This window comes from Couchioplanes caeruleus (assembly GCF_003751945.1).
Lineage (GTDB): Bacteria > Actinomycetota > Actinomycetes > Mycobacteriales > Micromonosporaceae > Actinoplanes > Actinoplanes caeruleus.
In genome coordinates, this window is sequence record NZ_RJKL01000001.1 from 2,826,722 (window position 1) to 2,844,874 (window position 18,153).

At 72.2% G+C, this 18,153-nt stretch carries 17 protein-coding genes; 7 read left to right on the forward strand and 10 right to left on the reverse strand.

All coding sequences use genetic code 11. The features are described 5' to 3' along the window. The first annotated feature begins 1 nt into the window (after position 1). From EDD30_RS12465 to EDD30_RS12485, 6 genes are all read left to right on the forward strand, one after another. On the forward strand, positions 2-256 hold the full coding sequence (locus EDD30_RS12465) for a hypothetical protein (protein WP_071807369.1): 255 nt from the start codon (positions 2-4) through the stop codon (positions 254-256). Further along, entirely contained in the window at positions 253-996 is a 744-nt protein-coding gene (locus EDD30_RS12470; RefSeq protein ID WP_071807370.1) for a metallophosphoesterase family protein, read from the forward strand. Before EDD30_RS12465 ends, EDD30_RS12470 begins: the two co-directional genes overlap by 4 nt. A 98-nt stretch (positions 997-1,094) precedes the next feature. After that, on the forward strand, positions 1,095-1,241 hold the full coding sequence (locus tag EDD30_RS39045; protein WP_170047466.1) for a GPGG-motif small membrane protein: 147 nt from the start codon (positions 1,095-1,097) through the stop codon (positions 1,239-1,241). 169 nt (positions 1,242-1,410) lie between these two features. Next, positions 1,411-2,322: an MHYT domain-containing protein gene (locus EDD30_RS12475; protein WP_071807371.1), complete on the forward strand. Its 912-nt coding sequence runs from the start codon at positions 1,411-1,413 to the stop codon at positions 2,320-2,322. A gap of 54 nt (positions 2,323-2,376) precedes the next feature. Further along, a complete protein-coding gene (locus EDD30_RS12480) occupies positions 2,377-3,084 on the forward strand; it encodes an HD domain-containing protein (RefSeq protein ID WP_071807372.1) in 708 nt (235 codons plus the stop codon). A gap of 9 nt (positions 3,085-3,093) precedes the next feature. Continuing rightward, positions 3,094-4,725, forward strand: a complete 1,632-nt coding sequence (locus tag EDD30_RS12485) for a glycoside hydrolase family 13 protein (RefSeq protein WP_071807373.1) — start codon at positions 3,094-3,096, stop codon at positions 4,723-4,725. On the opposite strand, the gene EDD30_RS12490 is transcribed toward EDD30_RS12485, so the two are convergent. The 4 genes from EDD30_RS12490 to EDD30_RS12505 form a co-directional block, all read right to left on the reverse strand. Beyond that, complete coding sequence (locus EDD30_RS12490) at positions 4,703-6,154, reverse strand: MFS transporter (protein WP_071807374.1); 1,452 nt, start codon at positions 6,152-6,154, stop codon at positions 4,703-4,705. The genes EDD30_RS12485 and EDD30_RS12490 overlap by 23 nt on opposite strands. Then, a complete protein-coding gene (xylB, locus tag EDD30_RS12495; protein ID WP_071807375.1) occupies positions 6,135-7,550 on the reverse strand; it encodes a xylulokinase in 1,416 nt (471 codons plus the stop codon). The genes EDD30_RS12490 and xylB overlap by 20 nt, the downstream gene beginning before the upstream one ends. A 7-nt stretch (positions 7,551-7,557) precedes the next feature. Then, positions 7,558-8,733: a xylose isomerase gene (gene xylA, locus EDD30_RS12500; RefSeq protein ID WP_071807376.1), complete on the reverse strand. Its 1,176-nt coding sequence runs from the start codon at positions 8,731-8,733 to the stop codon at positions 7,558-7,560. Between the two features lie 72 nt (positions 8,734-8,805). After that, positions 8,806-9,279 carry a MarR family winged helix-turn-helix transcriptional regulator gene (locus EDD30_RS12505; RefSeq protein ID WP_071807377.1) on the reverse strand — a complete coding sequence of 158 codons (474 nt, stop codon included), beginning with the start codon at positions 9,277-9,279 and terminating at the stop codon, positions 8,806-8,808. 49 nt (positions 9,280-9,328) lie between these two features. On the opposite strand from EDD30_RS12505, the gene EDD30_RS12510 reads away from it, so the two are divergent. Continuing rightward, positions 9,329-10,459: a PP2C family protein-serine/threonine phosphatase gene (locus tag EDD30_RS12510; RefSeq protein WP_071807378.1), complete on the forward strand. Its 1,131-nt coding sequence runs from the start codon at positions 9,329-9,331 to the stop codon at positions 10,457-10,459. 116 nt (positions 10,460-10,575) lie between these two features. On the opposite strand, the gene EDD30_RS12515 is transcribed toward EDD30_RS12510, so the two are convergent. The 6 genes from EDD30_RS12515 to EDD30_RS41445 form a co-directional block, all read right to left on the reverse strand. Then, positions 10,576-12,273 (reverse strand): substrate-binding domain-containing protein, encoded by a 1,698-nt coding sequence (locus tag EDD30_RS12515; RefSeq protein ID WP_071807379.1) that lies wholly within the window; start codon positions 12,271-12,273, stop codon positions 10,576-10,578. Positions 12,274-12,532: 259 nt separating this feature from the next. After that, positions 12,533-13,690 carry a lactonase family protein gene (locus EDD30_RS12520; protein WP_071807380.1) on the reverse strand — a complete coding sequence of 386 codons (1,158 nt, stop codon included), beginning with the start codon at positions 13,688-13,690 and terminating at the stop codon, positions 12,533-12,535. A 114-nt stretch (positions 13,691-13,804) separates the two neighbouring features. After that, positions 13,805-14,401, reverse strand: a complete 597-nt coding sequence (locus EDD30_RS12525; RefSeq protein WP_071807381.1) for a GTP-binding protein — start codon at positions 14,399-14,401, stop codon at positions 13,805-13,807. Further along, positions 14,382-14,768: a DUF742 domain-containing protein gene (locus tag EDD30_RS12530; RefSeq protein ID WP_071807382.1), complete on the reverse strand. Its 387-nt coding sequence runs from the start codon at positions 14,766-14,768 to the stop codon at positions 14,382-14,384. The genes EDD30_RS12525 and EDD30_RS12530 overlap by 20 nt, the downstream gene beginning before the upstream one ends. Continuing rightward, positions 14,758-15,174, reverse strand: a complete 417-nt coding sequence (locus tag EDD30_RS12535; RefSeq protein WP_071807383.1) for a roadblock/LC7 domain-containing protein — start codon at positions 15,172-15,174, stop codon at positions 14,758-14,760. The genes EDD30_RS12530 and EDD30_RS12535 overlap by 11 nt, the downstream gene beginning before the upstream one ends. Beyond that, positions 15,175-18,144 carry a nitrate- and nitrite sensing domain-containing protein gene (locus tag EDD30_RS41445; RefSeq protein ID WP_071807384.1) on the reverse strand — a complete coding sequence of 990 codons (2,970 nt, stop codon included), beginning with the start codon at positions 18,142-18,144 and terminating at the stop codon, positions 15,175-15,177. Positions 18,145-18,153: the final 9 nt, after the last annotated feature.

Here is an 18,153-nt window from a genome sequence, read left to right on the forward strand (position 1 = left end):
GATGACAACACACATCGACGAGTACACGGAGGCGGAGATCCAGCGCCTCCTGACGGAGACCGGCGCGGTCGCCGAGCAGGGCATCACCCTGCAGCGCCGGGAACACCTGATCGTGCTCGGCGGCGATGTCGAGAGCGCCGAGCGCCGCGACGAAATCTGCCGGCAGATCACGACGCGGTTCCCGGACCTCGAGATCGCCTGTGACATCGGCATCGTGCGCGCCGCGGCGCCCACCGAGGTGGAGGAGATTTCATGATCCGGATCGCCGCAGTGGGCGACGTCCACGTGGACAAGGACGTGGTCGGCCGCTACCGGCCCGCGCTGGACCGCCTGCCGGACGTGGCCGACGCGCTGCTGATCGCGGGGGACCTCACCCGCCACGGCACGGTCGAGGAGGCGCGGTGCATGGCGACCGAGTTCGGCGGGCTGGCCGTGCCGGTCGTCGTCGTCCTCGGCAACCACGACCACCAGAGCGACCAGGAGGCCGAGGTCACCCGGGTGCTCTCCGACGCCGGGATCACCGTGCTGGAGGGCGACGGCACGGTGCTCGAGCTCAACGGCCACCGGCTGGGCATCGCCGGCGCCAAGGGCTTCGGCGGCGGGTTCGCCGGGGCGTGCGCCAGCGCGTTCGGCGAGCGCGAGATGAAGGACTTCATCGGCACCACCGAGGCGATCGCGGAAAAGCTGGGAGCGGCCCTGCGCGGCCTCGATTGCGACGCGCTCGTGGCGCTCACGCACTACGCCCCCGTGCCGGAGACGCTGGTGGGCGAGCCGCTGGAGATCTACCCGTTCCTGGGGTCGTACCTGCTGGGGCAGGCGATCGACTCGGCGCCGACCGCGCTGGCCCTGCACGGGCACGCGCACCACGGCTCGGAACGGGGGCGTACGCCGGGCGGGGTGCCCGTCCGCAACGTGGCCCACGCGGTCATCAAGCAGGCGTACAACGTCTACCAGTTGCTGTCGGAGAATGTGGACGCCGAACTCGTGTCCGTCTGATCCCGATTTACTCCGCGAGGCCCCGCTCCCTCAGGGACGGGGCCTCCGTCGTGTGTAGACCACGTTTTCAACCCGCGTCACTCGGGTATCACCTGGTCATGGAACTTTTGCTCTGGATTCTCGCAGTCGTACTCGTGGTCGCCGGCGTCCTTGCGCTGTTCCGGCGGCAGATCCTCTGGGGCGTGGTGCTGATCGTCGTCGGCCTGCTCGTGGGCCCCGGCGGTGTGAGCATCTTCAGCAGTTAGGCCCCCCGACCCGCACCGGGGTCGCCGTATGGCTGTCATGCGCAGGCAGCCATACGGTGGCCCCGGTTCACTATGTAGTGACACGCACACGAAGTGCGATGTCGGAGATCGGACTCATGGCTGAATCCTCAGCGAATCGATCCCCCCGATCTTCGCGAGGTGTCCGGCTGTGGCCGAGGTCCATCACTTCACCTATGGTGCGTTCAACCCGATCGCCGCTTTCCTCGTGGCGATGCTCGGGTCCTTCCTGGGCCTGCTCTCCACCGGCCGGGCCCGCTCCGCGCGTACCCGCGGGCGGCGCAGCCGATGGCTCATCATCGCGGCGTTCTCCATCGGCGGCGCCGCCATCTGGCTCATGCACTTCACCGCGATGCTGGGCTTCGAGGTGCCGCAGAGCCCGGTCCGCTACAGCCCCGGACTGACCATGATCAGTCTCGGCCTGGCGGTGCTCGCGGTCGGCTTCGGCCTGATGGTGGTCGGGCACGGCCGGCGCAGCCTGCCGCGGGTCGTCCTGGCGGGGGTGCTGACCGGCGCGGGCGTGCTGGCGATGCACTACACCGGCATGGCCGGCATGCACGTCTCCGGCACGATCCACTATGACCTGCCGATGGTCATCGCCTCCGGCATCATCGCCGTGGTCGCGTCCACCACCGCGCTGTGGTTCACCGTCTCCGTCAAGGGGTGGGCGCCGATGCTCGGCGCCGCGGCGATCATGGCCGTCGCGGTCTGCGGCATGCACTACACCGGCATGGCGGCCATGGGCGTAAAGCTCGCCGACACCGTGTCCGGCCAGACGACCGGCATCCGGCCGCTGCTCATGATCGTGCCGATCACCCTGATCAGTGCCGCCACCATCCTCGGCGTCGCGCTCAGCGCCCTGCAGGCCATGACCGAGGAGGAGTTCACCGACGGTGCCGGCATCCCCCGGCGCGGCGTGCACGCCGAGAACCACCACCCGTGGTCGCTCAAGCAGGCGTCGCTGTCGGCTGCCCGGCGTACGCCGGGCAGCCGGCCGTCCCCGCGGCCCGTAGCCCCGCGCCAGCCGGTCAAGGAAGAGCCGCTGATCGACATTCCTTCCTGAGCGGGGCCCCGCGGGACGGCCTCGTCCGGTATACCTGGTCGGGTGGCGCCAAGGATGCTGCTGTCGATGCCGCTGCACGCGATCACCGAGGTGTACGGCGAGGCAGGCCTGCGGGACCGGTTCAACCTCGAGATCGCGCGCCTCCCGGACGGTGACCGGCGGCAGCTCGAGGACGCGCTGGCGCTCGCGTCCCGGCTGCACGCCGACGACCGGCGGGTCCGGGAGCCCTATCTCAACCACCTGCTGCGGGTGGCCATCCGCATCGTGGGTTACTACCGCATCCAGGACGTCGACGTGCTGACGGCGGCGCTGCTGCACGACGCCGTCGAGGACCATCCCGCGGAGCTGGCCGAGCTGCCCTCCGACCTGAGTCATCAGGAGCTGACCGACTCGGCCGTCGCCGCGCTGGCCAAACGCTACAGCCCGCGGGTGGCCGAGCTGGTCCGCTCGGTCACCAACCCGGAGTACGACCCGCACCGCGACCGGAACGAGCAGTACCGCACGCACGTGGCGGCCAGCCTCGAACAAGATCCGTGGGCGCGGGTCATCAAGGTCAGCGACTTCACCGACAACGGGCTGGGGGTGATCCACACGACGGATGACAAGGCGCGCAGCTCGGCGATGAAGTACCGGCCGCTGGTGCCGAAGCTGCGCGAGCTCGTCGGACGGGCGGACACCCCGCTGTCGCTCGCCGCCAAGGACCACATCCTCGACCAGCTCGACCTCGCGGAGGAACGGTTCGCCGCCATCCTGGACGGATAGCCTGGATGCATGCCATCCCCCACTGACTGGTGGCGCAGCGCCGTCATCTACCAGATCTATCCGCGCTCCTTCGCCGACGGCGACGGCGACGGCATGGGCGACCTGCCCGGCATCACCGCGCGGCTGAGTGACCTGCGCGACCTCGGCGTGGACGCGGTGTGGCTGTCGCCGTTCTATCCGTCACCGCAGCACGACGCCGGCTACGACGTCGCCGACTACCGCTCGGTCGATCCCCGCTTCGGCGACCTCGGCGACGCCGACAAGATGATCGCCGAGGCCCGGTCGCTGGGGCTGAAGGTCATCGTCGACCTGGTGCCCAACCACACCTCGAACGAGCACGCCTGGTTCCGGGCCGCGCTGGCCGCCGGGCCGGGCAGCCCCGAGCGGGAACGCTACATCTTCCGCGACGGCCGGGGCCCGGACGGCGAAGAGCCGCCGAACGACTGGCGCAGCGTCTTCGGCGGTCCCGCCTGGGAGCGGGTCGCCGACGGCCAGTGGTACCTGCACCTCTTCGACGTCTCCCAGCCCGACCTGAACTGGGGCGACGACGGGGTCCGGGCCGAATTCTCGGCGATCCTGCGCTTCTGGCTCGACCGGGGCGTCGACGGCTTCCGGGTGGACGTGGCCCACGGTCTGATCAAGGACGCCGACCTCGCCGACTACGAGTACGCCGACGAGATGATCCTCGGTGGTCTGGCACCGGAGGGCGCCCCGCCGCCACCGATGTGGGACCAGGACGGTGTGCACGACATCTACCGGGAGTGGCGCTCGGTGCTGGATGCGTACGAGGGTGACCGGATCCTCGTCGCCGAGGCCTGGGTGCGGCCCGCGGAGCGGCTCGCGCGCTACGTGCGCCCGGACGAGATGCACCAGGCGTTCAACTTCGAGTACCTCGACACTCCGTGGTCCGCCGACCCGCTGCGCCAGGTCATCGACACCACCACCGTCGCCAACGCCGCGGTCGGCGCCCCGACCACCTGGGTGCTCTCCAACCACGACGTGGTGCGGCACGCGACCCGGCTGGGCTATCCGGTGGGCGAGCCGCGCCGGCACGGTATCGGAGCGGACGACCCGCAGCCCGACGCGCCGCTGGGCCTGCGCCGGGCCCGGGCCGCCTCGATGCAGATGCTGGCGCTGCCCGGCTCGGCCTACCTCTACCAAGGCGAGGAGCTGGGCCTGCCGGAGCACACCGCGATCCCCGACGAGCTCCGGCAGGATCCGGCGTGGGAACGCTCCGGGCACGCCGAGCGGGGCCGGGACGGGTGCCGGGTGCCGATCCCCTGGGAGGCGGACGCACCCTCGTACGGCTTCGGTCCCGCCGACGCGAGCTGGTTGCCCCAGCCCGACTCCTGGGCCGAGTACGCCCTCGACCGGCAGCGGGACGTGCCGGGCTCGACGTACGAGCTCTACCGCTCGGCGTTGCGCCTGCGCGCCGAGCACGCCCTGGGCTCCGGCACGCTGACCTGGGTGGATACCCCAGCCGACGTGCTGGCGTTCCGCAACGGTGAGGTGCTGGTCCTGACCAACTTCGGCGCCGCGCCGGCCGAGCTGCCGCTGGGCGCCCGGGTGCTGCTGACGAGCGAACCTCTGACCTCCGACGGCCGGGTGCCGCAGGACGTCACGGTCTGGGCGCGCGCGTAGGGGGCGTCTCCCGGCACGCCTGCTCGTGGTCCGCGTAGGTGGCCAGGGCCGCATGGGTGTCCGCCATGTCCCTGGCCACCGTCCGGCTCGCGAGCCAGTACATGATCCCGGTGGGGATGAAGAAGAACTGGAACGCCGCCAGCCCGACCGCGTAGTTCAGCGGAGGCGGGAAGGCGCCCGACAGCCCGCGGAAGGCGACGCCGACGAGCGCGTTGCCGCCGGCCCGGCCCACGCCGTTGACCAGGTTGCCCAGGCTGTAGACGGTGCCGCGGTGCTCGGGCGGGTTGACGTCGGCGATCATCGCGAACCAGTTGGGCGAGTTCGCCGAGGTCAGCGCGAGGGCGAAGACCGCGGTGGCGAGGCTGAGGCCGACCGACGGCTCGGTCAGCACGTCGGCGAGGACGGCGTGGATCACCGCGCCCGTGCTGCCGCCGTCGGGGACGTCGATGCGGAGCGGCACGAAGTAGAGCACCACGTAGAACGGTACGGCGGCCAGCACACCGACCGCCGCGATGAGGGCCCGCCCCCGCGGCGTCCGGCGCTGCAGACGGTCACCGATGAGCCCACCGAAGATCGACAGGGCGCCTCCGAGCTGGAACAGGCTCGCGAAGACGCTGCCCACGACGATGGCCGTGGACGTCGAGTAGCCCTGATCCTCGGCCCGCGCGCGGAACAGCACCGGAAGCCACACCAGGGAGCCGAACGCGATCTGCGCGGAGAGGCCCTGGAAGATCAGCCAGACGTTGGTGCGCCGCGCCAGGATCCGGGGCAGATGATCGTGGTGGATGCGCTCGTCGTACTCGACACCGCGCAGCTCCGGCTGGCTGTCGCCGCGCGGCACGTCGTAGGTGAGCAGGTAGGCCACTCCCGCCACCACGCCGGCGGCCGCGACCACGAGGAACGGCCGCCGCCAGTCCCCCGAGCCGAGCAGGCCGCCGACCATCGTCCCGGCGAGCGTGCCGATGCCCTGCGCGAGCCCCCAGAAGCTCATCACCAGTCCCCTGCGCCGCGGCGAGATCAGGTCGCTGACCACCGAGAAGCTGACGCTGGCGACGCCGCCGAGGCCGATCGCGGCGAGCACCTGCGACAGCAGGAACGACCCGTAGCCCCCGGCCAGGCCGGACCAGGCCGTGCCGGCCACCCAGATCGCGGTGCCGGCGATGAGCACCGGCTTGCGGTCGGTACGGTCGCCCGCGTACGCCCACCCGACCGCGGCGACGGCGCTGATGAGGAACATGACCGTGGTGGCCAGCGCGATGTGCCCCTCGCCGACGCCGAAGGCCGCGCCGATGCTGCCGTACAGCGGCGGGACGAGCCCGATGGCGACGTTGTCCAGCGACGCGAGGACGACGAAGACCACCACGCTGTACGCGCGGTGCGCCGAGCCTCCTCCGGTCACCCGCAGAAGGTTAACGGTCGGCTCGGTCAACGACGCTGTCCCGGGCCGCCGCGTACTGCTCCCGGATCAACGGAACGCTGTCGGCCTCGTACACCTCGGGGCTTCCGGCCGACCACCTCGGCGGCGCGTCGCCGCCCGCGACGACCCAGGCGGCCTGGCGGGCGGCGCCGTCCGCGACGTACTCGCCCGGCGGCGGGACCAGCACCGGCAGCCCGAAGAGCGCCGGGGCGATCCGGCGGACGGCGACGCTGCGCGCGCCGCCGCCGACCAGCACCGCCCGGTGGGCGGCGGCACCCTGCGCGACCAGGGCGTCCAGCCCGTCCGCGAGCGCGCACAGCATGCCCTCGACGGCCGCCCGGGCGAGATGGGCGGGGTCGGAGGTGCGCAGGGTGAGGCCGTGGATCGCCCCGGTGGCGTCGGGCCGGTCCGGGGTGCGCTCGCCCTCCAGGTACGGGATCAGCACCAGCCCGTCCGCCCCGGCGGGCGCCGTCAGCGCGAGCCGCGACAGCTCCGCGTGGTCGACGCCGAGCAGCCGGCCCGCCGCGTCGAGCACCCGGGCCGCGTTGAGGGTGACCACGATCGGCAGGAACCGGCCGGTGGCGTCGGCGAACCCGGCCACCGTCCCGCTCGGGTCGTCCGGAGCGACGTCGGAGGAGACGAACACCGTGCCGGAGGTGCCGATGGAGATCACGACGTCGCCGGGCAGCGCGCCGGTGCCGAGCCCCGCCGCGGCGTTGTCACCGGCTCCCGGCCCCAGCGGAGCACCGGTGGGCAGGCGTCCGGCGACGCCGGTCGGCCCGAGAACCTCGGGCGTGTGGATGCGCCGTCCGAAACCGAGCTCCAGCAGATCGGGGCGGTAAGCGTTGGTCGCGGGGGACCAGTAGAGGGTGCCGCTGGCGTCGCTGCGGTCGGTGCGCAGGGCGTCCAGGCCGGAGGCCCCGGACAGCTTCCAGGTCAGCCAGTCGTGCGGCAGGCACACCGCGGCCACCCGCTTCGCGGCCTCCGGCTCGTGGCGGGCCAGCCAACGCAGCTTGGTGAGGGTGAAGCTGGCGACCGGGACAATGCCCACCGCGTCGACCCAGGCGCGCCGGCCGGCGTCCCCACCGCCCAGGTCCTCGATCAGCTCGGCGGCGGCGCCGGCACTGCGGGTGTCGTTCCACAAAAGCGCCGGGCGGACCACCTCCCCGTCCTCATCGAGGACGACCATGCCGTGCTGCTGACCGGCCACCGAGGCGGCGGCGACGTCGTCCAGGCCGCCGGCATCCTCGACGGCCCTCCGCAGGGCGGACCACCATGCGTCGGGGTGCACCTCGGTGCCGTCGGGATGACCGGCGCGCCCCTGCCGGACCAGCTCGCCCGTCTCGGCATCGCGGATGACCACCTTGCAGGACTGCGTGGAGCTGTCGATCCCGGCGACGAGAGTCATGTCGTCCTCACGCCCGGAGCAGGTGGTCGATGGCGAGCTGGTGGAGCTTCACGAAGCCGTAGCCCCGGGCTCCGGCTGCCTCGACGTCGAACTCGCTCTCGTCGGCGAGCAGCTCCCGGTAGGTCTCGCCCTCGTCCAAGGTCGGCCGTGCCAGCTCGAGCACCCCGGACTCGACGAGTGCGGCCTGCACCCGCGGATCCGCCCGGAATGCCTGGGCCCGCTCCTTGAGCAGCAGATACATCCGCATGTTGGCCGCGGCCGACTCCCACACCCCGGTGTGGTCCTCGGTGCGCGACGGCTTGTAGTCGAAGTGGCGGGGTCCGTCGTACCGAGGACCGCCGCCGGGCGCGCCGTGCTCCAGCAGGTCGACCAGCGCGAAGGCGTTGAGCAGGTCGCCATGGCCGAAAACCAGGTCCTGGTCGAACTTGGGGCCGTGCTGGCCGTTCAGGTCGATGTGGAACAGCTTGCCGTGCCACAGCGCCTGGGCGACGCCGTGGGCGAAATTCAGGTTCGCCATCTGCTCGTGGCCGACCTCGGGGTTGATCCCGAACAGCTCGGGGCGCTCCAGCTCGCGCAGGAACGCGAGGGCATGCCCGGCGGTGGGCAGCAGGATGTCGCCACGCGGCTCATTCGGCTTCGGCTCGAGGGCGAAACGCAGGCCGTAGCCCTGGTCCACCGAATACTGCGCGAGCAGGTCGAGGGCCTCACGGTAGCGGTCGAGGGCGGCGTGGACGTCCTTGGCGACGTCGTACTCGGCGCCTTCCCGGCCGCCCCAGAGCACCAGGGTCTTCGCACCCAGCTCCGCGGCGAGGTCCATGTTGCGCAGGACCTTGCGCAGCGCATAGCGGCGGACGCCCCGGTCGTTGCTGGTGAAGCCGCCGTCCTTGAACACCGGATGGGTGAAGAGGTTGGTGGTCACCATCGGCACGACCATGCCGGTCTGGTCGAGCGCCTTGCGGAAGCCGGCGACGATCCCGTCGCGGGAGTGCGCGTCGGACCCGAACGGCACGAGGTCGTCGTCGTGGAAGGTGATCCCGTACGCACCCAGCTCGGCGAGCCGGTGCACGGCCTCCACCGGGTCGAGCGGCCCCCGGGTCGCGTCGCCGAACGGGTCCCGGGCCTGCCACCCGATGGTCCACAGGCCGAAGGAGAACTTGTCATCGCGGGTGGGTCGGAGCGGCACGGCTACCTCCACGGGGGCGAGACCGATGTGTGCGTTGCTCGCAGTATCTCGGGCGTCGGCCGCCACGGCGACTCACGCCGTACGCGCTTGCGGATCCCTTTCGGCGGTGGCCGCGGCGGCGCTGAACTCGGTGAGGCCGCGGATCAGCGACGCGCGGCCCGAGGGGCTCATCCGGCGCAGCACCTCGGCGAGGATCTCGCGGCGGGTCCGGCGGAGATCGTCCAGGAGCTGCCGCGACGACGGCGTCAGATAGAGCGCAATCTCCCGCCGGTCGACGCGGCCGGGAACGCGTTCCACCATGCCCGACGCGACGAGGCGGTCGCACAGCCGGCTCGCCGAGGAGAGGATCATCTTGAGCTCGCCGGCCAGGCCACGCAGGTTGATGCCCTCCTGGCGCTCCACCACCAGCAGGGCGTTGAGTTGGGGCCAGGACAGCCGCGGGGTGGCCCGCTCGCGGGCGGCATCCCAGGCGGCCAGCAAGGCGGGTGCGGCGTCGTCGACCGCCGCAGCGTGGAGTGGCCCATCCGGCCCATGGTGTTCGGCCATGGTGCAGCAGAGACTACCCGTACGATGCACCTGTCGAGGGGGTGAAAGCGTGTCAGAGCGGCTGACGGCCGTACGACGCGCCTTGGCGGACGCTCCCGCCGACCGCGTGGTGGAGTGCCTGGCCGAGGTCGTGGCCAAGGAGTACGCCGCCGGCGACCTCGACCTGCTCCTGGTCGACTATCGGCTGGCTGCCCTGCTGCCGCTGTTCGCCGGCCCGCCCGTCACGCGTCCCGGCGACCCCGCATGGCGCTCGTTCGACCATCAGGCCGAGGTCACGGCAGGGCAGGTCGCCTATCTGCCGGTGACCACGCGGGGCGAACGGCTCGGGGTGCTGCGCCGCTCCCCCGCGCCGTCCTCGGAGGTGGAGCGCGCCGAGTTGGCCGAGATCGCGACCCTGCTCGCGCACGAGCTGCAGGCGGCCGGGGCGGGCACCGACCGCTATACCGTGGCCGCGCGCACGCGCCGGCTGACCCTGGCGGCGGAGATGCAGTGGGAGTTGCTGCCCGGACGGTGCCGCGTCGGGCGCGAGTTCAGCCTGGCGGGCCAGCTCGAGCCGGCGTACGCCGTACGCGGCGACGGTTTCGACTGGTCCGAGTACGAGGGCAGGGTCTTCCTGACGGTGCTGAACGGCATGGGCGAGGGCGTGAGCGCCGCGCTCCTGACCTCGCTGGCCGTGCACGCCCTGCGTAACGCCCGCCGGGCCGGGCTCTGCCTGGCGGATCAGGCCGCCCTCGCCGACCAGGCGATCTTCGCCCAGCACCGCGGCGAGGCGCACGTGGAGGCGCTCCTGCTGGAGCTGGACCCGCTCTCCGGCGAACTGACGATGGTCGACACCGGTTCGCCCCGGCTGATGGTGTTGCGTGCCGGAGAGGTCCTGGACCATCCGCTGGGGGCGCAGTTCCCGCTCGGCATGTTCGAGACGTCGGACTACGTCACCCGCACACTGCGGCTGTCCCCGGGCGATCGCCTCATCGTCGTCAGTGACGGGATATCGGACGCTGCCGGGCACACCGGGCGGTACGGCGACGCGGCGCTGCACCGTTTCGTGCGGCGGACCGCGGCGCTGGCACCGCTGCAGGCGGTGCGCTCGCTCCTGGGCGATCTGCGGGCCTTCGTGAGCGGGGACCTCGAGGACGACGCGGTCGCCGTCTGCCTCGACTGGACCGGCCCCCGGCACTGAGAGGCCGCCCCGCCCCTGGTGGGGCGGAGCGGCTTCTGCGCTCTTACCGGCGGCCTTCTGCGCTCTGGCCGGTTGCGGCTTCTACAGTCCGCCCAGCGGCGCCTTCTGCGGTCCGGTCAGCGGGCGCCGTTGCGGGACGAGATCGCCTCGAGGAAGATCTCCGAGATCTTCGCCGGGTCGGGGGCGACGAAGACTCCGCCGCCGGTCGCGGCCGTGATCGCCTCGAGCTCGTCGGCGTCGACCCCGGTGCCGATGCCGATGATCACCATGCGGATCGGCTTCTCGGGTTTGACGATCTTCTTGAGCTCGGCGATCAGCGTCTCCCGCGAGATGCCGTTCGCGTTCTCGTTCTTGCCGTCGGTGAAGAGCAGGACCGAGTTGACCTTGCCCTGGACCCAGTTCTCCTGCATCTCCTTGTACGCGGCCAGCGTCGTGTCGTACAGGCCGGTGTTGCCGCCCTCCTTGGGCACGATCTCGGAGACCGACGCCTGCACCTTCGCCCGTCCGGAGGTCAGCGGCGTGATCGGCACGACCTCCTTGTAGGGCTTGTCGCCGTCCATCTCGGTGGAGAAGACCCAGGTGCCGACTTCCCACTTGTCGTCGAAGAGGGTGAGACCCTGGACGGCGGCGGCTCGGGTCACGGCGGCCCGGTCGAGGTTGCCGGCCGTGGGCACCTTCGTCTTCATCGAGCCCGACACGTCGAAGACGGCGAGCACCCGGCCCGGCAGCGTGATGGCGGTCCAACTGCCCAGCACCCGGTTGATCGCGCTGGCGTCGATGCCCGACGCGGCGCTGCCCTCGGTGCCGGTCGACGGAGCCGTGGCCCCCGGGGTGGCCTGCGGCGCGCCGGTGGGAGCGGCGAAGCCGGCGCCCACGGTGCCGTCCGGCGCCCGGAGCCCGACCTTGGCGAGCTCGTTCTTGAAGCCCGGCTGCTCCAGCGCCTCGCGCAGGCCCGTGGCGGCCGCCGCCTTGGTGAGGTCGACCCCGGGCATGACCAGGTAGGGATAGTCCAGCGACGGCGGCTGCGGGTTCAGGTAGAGCGCGGCGAGCGGCACCGGCGGCTTGTCCGCGTTGTACGCCACGACGTCCTCCTCGGACAGCGGCGCCGCGCTGATGCCGGTGGCCAGGTCGGTCGCGTCTGCCGAGCGGGGGAACTTCTGGAGCAGGTCCTCGCGCAGCGACGAGCTGCCGGCCGCGAGGGCCCGCATCGCGCCGACCTGCTGGGCCTTGGCTTCCACACCGCCGCCGGTGCCGGCGGCGGCGGCCAGGGCGAGCAGACCGGCCAGGCCGGCGGCGTCCCGGGTCGGGTCGACGATGCCGGTCCGCAGCGCGTTTCCGGTCGTCATCTTCTTGAGCAGGTCGTTCCAGCCGAGCTTGCGGTCGGGCCAGCCGACGGTCTGCGCGACGGGAACCGGCATGGCGACGACCACCGGGCTGGTGGCGACCGACTTGCCGTCGGTCGGCCGGAAGCCGGAGGCGTCCGAGCGCAGGCGCAGGAGCCACGTCGTGGAGTCGGCGATCCAGACGTCCGGCACGGTGTCCTTGCCGCCGGCACCGAGGCCGGTGAGCGTGGCGCCGTGCTTCTGCCCGATCGTCGAGGCCATGGTGCTCGAATTGGCACCGGTGACCGTCACGGCGACGCAGGTGCCGTTGACCTGGGCGCCTCCGGTGGTCCACTGCTGCGCGGCCCGCTCCACGGCGGGCGCTATCTCGGTCGCGGCGGCGACGTTGAGCTTGATCTGACCCGAGCAGCCGTCGTCGGCGAGCTTCTGGTAGCCAAGCCAGGTCCCGGCGAGGACTACAACGATCGCCATCGCAGACGCGACGACGCCGGCTCCTCGGAGCGTGAAATTTCTGCGATGGCGGCCTGACACGCGCTCCATACTGCGCATCTGCTGGGCCGAATGCCATATACGTTCGGACGAAACTTACTCGGATTGGAAATTCCGAATACTCAATTAACTCAGCGTGGTGTTGCCATCTCGGTGCGTGGCGGCACCCTCGTCGGCCTTGCCGTTTATTCCCCGAAGATCACGACACTCCGGCGGTGTCCGGCTCCTTCCCTGGAATCCCTTACGCCGCCGGGGCCGGCGCCCACCGCAGGAGACAGGTCGGACTGCCCCCGGAAACCGGCTCGCCCTCCGGATGCGGAATGCCGGAGTCGGGATCGATCCGGAATCCCGTCACGGAATGTGAACGCTCATTTGCTACATATAGGTGATCGGCCAGCAGCGCGAGGTGCCGCGGCCCCTTGCCGCCGGTCGCCACCTCGGCCACGAGGGTGCCGCCGTCGGGCTCCCACGCGAAGACCGAGACGGTATCGGGGCCGCGGTTGGCGACATACACGAAGCGGCCGTCGCGACCGGCGACCAGCTCGGACGGCTCATTCCGCCGGCCGCCGCCCGCCTTCTCGTCCGCGGCGCCCACCTGCCCCTCCTCGGCGCTCGCCTTCTCAAAGGCGGCGCTCGCCTTCTCGGACGCGGCGCTCGCCTTCTCGGACGCGGCGCTCGCCGGGCAGGCGCCGGCGCGCTCCAGGGCGCCGCTGGCGCCGGGCCGGAACCAGGTCAGGTCCGCGGCCAGCTCGCCGACCACCAGCAGCGCACCGTCCCTCGTCCGCAGCAGATGGCGGGGACCGGTGCCGGGCTCCGCGACGGCCGCCGCCCCGACCAGCGTGAGCCGGCCCGAGATCGGGTCCAGCCGGGTGTGCCACACCCGGTCCGAGCCGAGATCGCAGACGAGGACGTCCGGACCGTTCGGATCGGGCGCGACCATGTGCGCGTGCGGGCCTTCCTGCCGGTCGGCGACCGGGCCCTTGCCGTCGAGGTTCAGCAGGTCGGAGCGCTCGCCCGGCACGCCGTCGGCCTCCAGCGGGTGCACGGCCACATCCCCGCTGGCGTAGTTGGCGACCAGCAGATGACGGCCGTCCGAGGACACTGCGAGATGGCAGGGAGCCGAACCACCGGTTGACTGCACGGCCAGTGGAGAGAGGGAGCCGTCCCCGGCGACGGCGAAGGCGCTGACCGTGCCGGAGTCCAGTTCGTTGACCGCATACAGCACCGGCAGCGTGGGGTGTTGCGCCAGGAAGGACGGCGACGGGGTCCGGGCGGCGACGCCCAGCCGGGTGAGGGAGCCGGTCACACCGTCGCGGCGCAACAGGACGATGCCCTCGCCCTCACCTCCGGTCTCGCCCGTGTAACAGCCGAGGAACACGAATTCGTCGTTCGCACCCATACCCCGATCCCACCACAATCGAGCCGTGGCCGCCCGGAGCCTGTGGACAACCAGCGCCGGCACGGCGGGAAGGTCGGCACAGCGGGATGGACGCCGTCCCGGCGCGGCGGGTTGTCAGCGGGAGCCGGCCGAGGCTAGCTGGCGGCGGGCCACGTACTCGACCAGCTCGATGAGGACGTTGCGGGCGGCGAGCGGTTCGCGGGCGTCGAACTCCACCACCGGCACGTCCGGGTCGAGGTCGAGGGCGCGGCTCACCGCGTCCGTGCCGAACCGGCGCTCGTCGAAGCAGTTCACCGCCACCACGAACGGCGTGCCGCGCTGCTCGAAGTAGTCGATGGACGGGAAGCAGTCCGCGAGCCGGCGGGTGTCGGCCAGCACCACCGCGCCCAGCGCGCCCTGGGACAGCTCGTCCCAGAGGAACCAGAAGCGGTCCTGGCCCGGCGTGCCGAACAGGTAGAGCTGCAGGTCGTCGGTGATGGTGATGCGACCGAAGTCCATCGTCACCGTCGTGGTGCGCTTGGCCTCCACGCCGGAGGTGTCGTCGGCGCCCTCGGCACCGGTGAGCACCTCCTCGGTCTGCAGCGGCCGGATCTCGCTGACCGAGCCGACCATCGTGGTCTTGCCCGCACCGAAGCCGCCGGCGATGAGGATCTTGAGCGCGACCGGGATGCGCGAGCGCGCGCCGTCACGGTCAGAGCGCACGGAGTCCATTGACAACCGCCTTGAGTACGTCGACGTCATGCGGCTGGGAGGCCGCGGGAGGCTCGTAGAGCGAGATCAGTCCCGCCGAGCGTAGATCACCCAGCAGGACCCGGACGACCCCGAGGGAGAGGTCCAGTTTGGAGGCTAGCTCCACGACGGACGTGGGCTCCCACGCCGCGCCGACGATTGCATGATGCTCCGGCGGCAGCGTCGGTGGTGGAGGCGCGCCGGGCATGGTCGCCACCACGAACGCGACGAGGTCGAATTCGTCGCCGGCGGGTGCCACCCGGCCCTGGGTCATCGCGTACGGCCGCACGACCGGCCCCGCGTCGTGGTCCAGCCAGTCGTGCGGCGCGCGCCTCGGATCAGCGGGCATCGGACCCGGGCAGCCGCTCCGGCGCGTCCATCGTCTGGCCCACCCGGATGACCAGCATCGCCATCTCGTAGGCGATCAGCCCGAGGTCCGCGTCGCTACCCGCGACGACGGCGAGGCAGGCGCCCTGCCCGGCGGCCGTGACGAAGAGGAAGGCGTCCTCCATCTCGACCACGGTCTGGCGTACGGGGCCGGCGCGGAAGTGCCGGCTCGCGCCCTTGGCGAGGCTCTGGAACCCGGCGGCCATCGCCGACAGGTGCTCGGCGTCCTCCCGGCCCATGCCGGCCGACGCGCCCAGCATGAGCCCGTCGGCGGAGAGGACCACCGCCTGCCGCGCCGACGGCACCCGCTCGACGAGTTCGTCGAGGAGCCAGGTGAGGTTGGCGCTCTGGTTCGTCGTCTGTGCCACTTATGCGTCCTTATCCGGCCGGTGGTTCTGGTGGTTCTCGTCGGGAGTGCCGCCCGTGGTGCCGTCGGTCCCGACCACGTCGCCCGGCACGGCCGGGAGAGTGACGGTAGCCGCCTCGGACCACTGCGGCTGTCCCGCCGTCCGCTGTTTGTCAGTTCCAGAGGGGACTTGCTCCCCCTCGCCGGCGTGTCGCTCACTACCTGCTGCGACACCCTCACTCACCGCCGCTTCCGGCGGGTTTCCCGCGGGTTTACCGGCGATGAGGGCGGCTGCTTCCCGGCGCCCTCGCGTGGTCCCCCGCTGCAGGGCGCTCATCAGGTTCCGCACCTGCTCCGGCGAGCGGACCGTCGTGGCCTCCGTACGCTCGGCGACCGGCTCCCGCAACTGCGGCGCGAGGCTTGCCTGCCGTACCCGCTGCGGTAGCCGCCGCTCATCCACAGTGGGCGGGGACGCCGGCGAGACCGGCCCGGACGGTCCGCGCTGCGCCGGAATGCGGGGAGCGACCGGCGTGCCCGGCCCCGGCAGCAGTGCCGGAGCCTCCCCGTGCCGCAGACCCGTCGTGTCCCCCCGGTGGCCGTTGCGGTGCTCGCCGCCGGAGGGCCGGTCCACGTCCAGGCCGTCGCCGGCCACGAGCGGCATCTGCTCGGTGGGCGCGGTCGGGCCGCCCGGCGCCGGGGCGCCGGTCAGGTCCGCCGGAGAGGTCAGGTTCGGCGGCAGGTGGGTGGGCGGCTCGGCCGGATCGTCCGTACGGCGCCGGGGCACGGTGCGGCGCCGCCGGACCAGGCCGTCGGCGCTCAGACCCTCGATCACGGCGCTGGGGGTCGGGCCGGTCATCGGGCGGCCGCCGGGCTCGTCCGGAGGCGGCACCGGGCTGCCGTGGATCGCCGGTGTTACCTCCTCCTCCGTCCGCGGGCGGTCCCAGGCCTCGGCCGCCGTGGCCGGCTCCGCCCCGGCGGCCGGCAGGGCCGCAGGCCCGGATGCATGACCGGCCGCGCCCTCGGGGCCGGGCAGCGCCACGAGCCCAGGAGGGGATCCCAGGCCCGGCGGGGTGGCGAGGCCGGGCAGGGCGACGGGACCGGGCGGGGCGGCGGTGACCAGCTCGCCGGGGATGAGCACGATCGCGGTCACCCCACCGTATGAACTGGGCCGCAGCGAGACCCGTAGTCCCTGCCGGGCCGCGAGCTGTGCCACCACGAAGAGGCCGAGCCGGGCGCTGTTCGCGGGGTCGAACTCGGGCGACTCGAGCAGCTTGCGGTTGGCCTCGGCGATCGCCTCGGCGGACATGCCCAGGCCCCGGTCCTCGATCTCCACGGCGTACCCGTTGGGCAGGATCTGGCCGACCACCTCGACCCTGGTCTGCGGCGGCGAGAAGGCGGTGGCGTTCTCCAGCAGCTCGGCGAGGAGGTGGATGACGTCGCCGACGGCGCGGCCCAGCACCGCGGACGGTTCGATCGCGACGATATTGATCCGCTTGTAGTCCTCGACCTCGCTGATCGCGCCGCGGACAACGTCGATCATCGACACCGGGTTGCGCCAGCCGCGGCCGGGGGCGGCGCCGGCCAGGATGACCAGGTCCTCGGCGTGGCGGCGCATGCGGGTGGCGAGGTGGTCGACGCGGTAGAGGTCCTCGAGCTCCCGCGGCTCGGTCTCGCGGCGTTCCATCTGGTCGAGCAGGGCGAGCTGGCGGTGCAGCAGTGTCTGGCTGCGCCGGGCGATGTTGAGGAAGACCTCGTTGATGCCGCGGCGGACCGCCGCCTCCTCGACCGCGGACTGTACGGCCGTGCGCCGCACCTCGTTGAAGGCGCGGCCCAACTGGCCGATCTCGTCCTGGCCGTACTGCAGGGGCGGGGTGTCGACGTCGACGTCGACGGCCTCGCCGCGCTGCAGCCGCCGGACCACCGCGGGCAGCCGCTCGCTCGCCACCTCGAGGGCCTCGCGGCGCAGCCGGACCAGCCGGCCGGCGATCGAGCGGCCGACCCGCACGGAGACCACGACGGTCGCGACGAAGGCGGCGAGGCCGAGCAGTCCGGCGATGCCGAGGCGGGTCAGCACGTTCACCGCGACCGGCCGCGCGTCCTCGGCGAGCGAGTCGGTGGCGTTGATCTCGAAGGCGCGCAGTTGTTGCGCGGTGGTGTCGTACGCAGGCTGCCACGCGTCGGCGCCGACGGGCGACGGCGCGTCGGCCCGGCTCGCCGCCACCAGCACGTTCTGCAACTCCTGCAGCCGGTTGAAGGCGGCTCCCCGGCTCAGCCGCTGGTATGCCTCGCGGTCACGTTCCGGCAGGTCACCGACCCCCTGGGCGAAGAGGAAGCGGGCGGTGCCGATCGCCTGCACCAGCTCGGTACGGCTCTGCTCGCTGAACTTCCCGGCCGCGTAGGCGCCGGCGAGCAGGGAATCGATCCGACTGAGGTACTCCTGGCCGCGGCCGACCGTGGTCAGCGCGCGGATCTCCCGGTCGACGCTCTCGTCGCCGAACGTGGCGGTGGCCGAGAACATCTGGAAGCCGCTGTCCACGATGGCGTTGTAGAGGTTCTGCGCTCCTACCAGGTCCACCTCGCGCCGGTCGATGTAGTCGCGGGCAGTGGTCAGGCCGTCGAGGTCGGACATCACCTGCCGGATGCGGGACTCGAGGGTCGCACCGGCCGCCCGTCGCGCCTTGTCGCCGCCGGCCGTGCTCCGGAACTCCGCGGCGGCGCGGTCGGTAGCGGCCCGCTGGGCGTCGATCGCGGCCGGAGTGGCCTCGGGATCGGCGAGGAACTGCACGGAGACCCGCCGTTCCCGCTGGACCTCGCCCATGAGGACCTCGCCGGGGTTGCCCACCGTGTCGAGCAGCGTCTGCGCCGACCACAGGTTGAGCGCCGGGCCGGCGGTGATCGTCGTGGCGAAGGCCCAGAGCGCCAGCAGCGCCGCGAGCGGCACCGCGACCAACGCGAGGATCTTCACCCGGATCGACCAGTTGCGGCTTCGCATCAGACTCCG

What these genes read in the sequence shown, in the direction of transcription:
- EDD30_RS12485 (WP_071807373.1), top strand. Translation starts at nt 3,094, where the DNA reads ATGCCATCCCCCACTGACTGGTGGCGCAGCGCCGTCATCTACCAGATC.
- EDD30_RS12470 (WP_071807370.1), top strand. Translation starts at nt 253, where the DNA reads ATGATCCGGATCGCCGCAGTGGGCGACGTCCACGTGGACAAGGACGTG.
- EDD30_RS12520 (WP_071807380.1), bottom strand. Translation starts at nt 13,690, where the DNA reads ATGGGTGCGAACGACGAATTCGTGTTCCTCGGCTGTTACACGGGCGAG.
- EDD30_RS12530 (WP_071807382.1), bottom strand. Translation starts at nt 14,768, where the DNA reads ATGCCCGCTGATCCGAGGCGCGCGCCGCACGACTGGCTGGACCACGAC.
- xylB (WP_071807375.1), bottom strand. Translation starts at nt 7,550, where the DNA reads ATGACTCTCGTCGCCGGGATCGACAGCTCCACGCAGTCCTGCAAGGTG.
- EDD30_RS12515 (WP_071807379.1), bottom strand. Translation starts at nt 12,273, where the DNA reads ATGGCGATCGTTGTAGTCCTCGCCGGGACCTGGCTTGGCTACCAGAAG.
- EDD30_RS41445 (WP_071807384.1), bottom strand. Translation starts at nt 18,144, where the DNA reads ATGCGAAGCCGCAACTGGTCGATCCGGGTGAAGATCCTCGCGTTGGTC.
- EDD30_RS39045 (WP_170047466.1), top strand. Translation starts at nt 1,095, where the DNA reads ATGGAACTTTTGCTCTGGATTCTCGCAGTCGTACTCGTGGTCGCCGGC.
- EDD30_RS12525 (WP_071807381.1), bottom strand. Translation starts at nt 14,401, where the DNA reads ATGGACTCCGTGCGCTCTGACCGTGACGGCGCGCGCTCGCGCATCCCG.
- EDD30_RS12505 (WP_071807377.1), bottom strand. Translation starts at nt 9,279, where the DNA reads ATGGCCGAACACCATGGGCCGGATGGGCCACTCCACGCTGCGGCGGTC.
- EDD30_RS12465 (WP_071807369.1), top strand. Translation starts at nt 2, where the DNA reads ATGACAACACACATCGACGAGTACACGGAGGCGGAGATCCAGCGCCTC.
- EDD30_RS12480 (WP_071807372.1), top strand. Translation starts at nt 2,377, where the DNA reads ATGCTGCTGTCGATGCCGCTGCACGCGATCACCGAGGTGTACGGCGAG.